A 1,626-nucleotide genomic window follows, 5' to 3' on the forward strand; every position below is an offset into this window, starting at 1 on the left:
GAGTAGGTGACTGTTAATCACTTGGCCACTGGTTCGAATCCAGTATCCGGAGCCATACTTAAAGAGACCCCTATTTTAGGGACTTCCAAGCGATTTTCAACCTCCGAAAGCTACAAAAACCCCAACTGTGATACAAATCCAAAAAACTATGATACTAAGCCGTTACGATTGTATCGGGTAGGAAAGATTTATTACTACCGTAGGCGAGTTAATTATAAACTTGTTAGAATTTCATTAAGAACTAAAAATCTAAAAGAAGCTCTAAAACGCAAAAAGGTTTTGGACTTACTAAAAGGAGAGGAGTTGTTTGAGCTAACTACCAAAGATTTTAAACTGGTTTTCGAGTATGAAACTGAAGAAGAGTTAAGGACTGCATTAGAAAATGTTATGCGAATGCAAATAGAACAGCAAGTGCGACACTATAAAACAGTTAAAAATCAAGTAGAAATGTTAGCAACAGATAGTGTTCAAAAACCAGAGAAATTTACTTTCGAAGAATTAAAGGAAAAATACTTATCGCAAGTGATTTATGACGGCAATGTTTCGAAAAGCAGTATAACAGACTATACAACGACATTTAATAGACTTATAGACTATTTCAAAGATAAAGATATAAACGAGCTAACAGTCCAAGATATTGAAGCTTTTAAACTGCATTTAAACACAATTATAGTTAGAGGAAAAAATCTATCAAAGAAAACAATAAACAAGCACCTAATATATACGAAACAATTTCTAAAATTCGCAAAAGAGCGAGAGTACATAATAAAAAATGTGGCTGAACCAGTAAAGCTTTATAATAAGCGACAAGTAAAAAAAGAAGAGCCAAAAAAAGAAAACTATACAGACGAGGAGATACAAAAGATTTTAAATCACAATACAGACAGATATTTTAATGACTCTATGAAAACTTTTTGTGAAATTGCGATATATTCCGGAATGCGTTTAAGTGAAATAAATTCACTAACAAAAGAGTCGATAAAATTTGATAAAGATACAGAGATTTATTATTTTAATGTTGAAAATTCCAAGACAGAAAATGGAATAAGAAAAGTACCAATCCACGAAAAAATTTTAGATAAAATTTTAGCAACAGACTTTCCAATTTTTAAAAATTTTACGAACGACGCATTGCAGAAAAAAATCAATAGACAAATAAAAAAGATTACAAAAGAAAAGACAAAAACTTTTCATACTTTTCGAGCGACATTTATTTCAAAAGCTATGAATAAAAATCCAAGAGAGTTAGCAGTGCTACAAGAAATAGTTGGACATAGCAAAAGCGAAAACGATTCGCTAACAACTGATACTTACGGTAAAGGTTTTAACTTAAAACTTAAAAAAGAAATAGTAGATAGTGTAGATTATTTTTCTTGAGAAAGTGAGATTGACTCCGTCAATCAATTGGGATAATTATTAAAACCAAAATCGAAGAAGCGAAGCTTCTTCTCTTCCGGGAAAAGCAAACGAAGTTTGCGTTCAAGCTTCGCTCCGCCGAAGCGTTCAAAAAAGAGGTAAAAATCAATCCGAAAATGAGAATAATTTGAGGATTGCAGGATAAACCGCCGGCTTTACGCCAGCTATCCCACTTCGTGGGGCCCGAAATTTTGGGCTTTGCCTGCCAGC

The 1,626-nt window shown here is 33.0% G+C and carries 2 protein-coding genes; one reads left to right on the forward strand and one right to left on the reverse strand.

Features of this window, described 5'->3' with window-relative positions:
- Nucleotides 1-6 precede the first annotated feature (6 nt).
- A complete protein-coding gene (locus tag AC30RD_RS07935; protein WP_489493928.1) occupies nt 7-1,377 on the forward strand; it encodes a site-specific integrase in 1,371 nt (456 codons plus the stop codon).
- Nucleotides 1,378-1,396: 19 nt separating this feature from the next.
- Here AC30RD_RS07935 and AC30RD_RS07940 read toward each other — a convergent pair.
- A partial coding sequence (locus tag AC30RD_RS07940; protein WP_489493929.1) for a hypothetical protein occupies nt 1,397-1,626 on the reverse strand: 230 nt, incomplete at its 5' end.

The sequence above is a fragment of the Nitrosophilus sp. genome, from assembly GCF_982775275.1.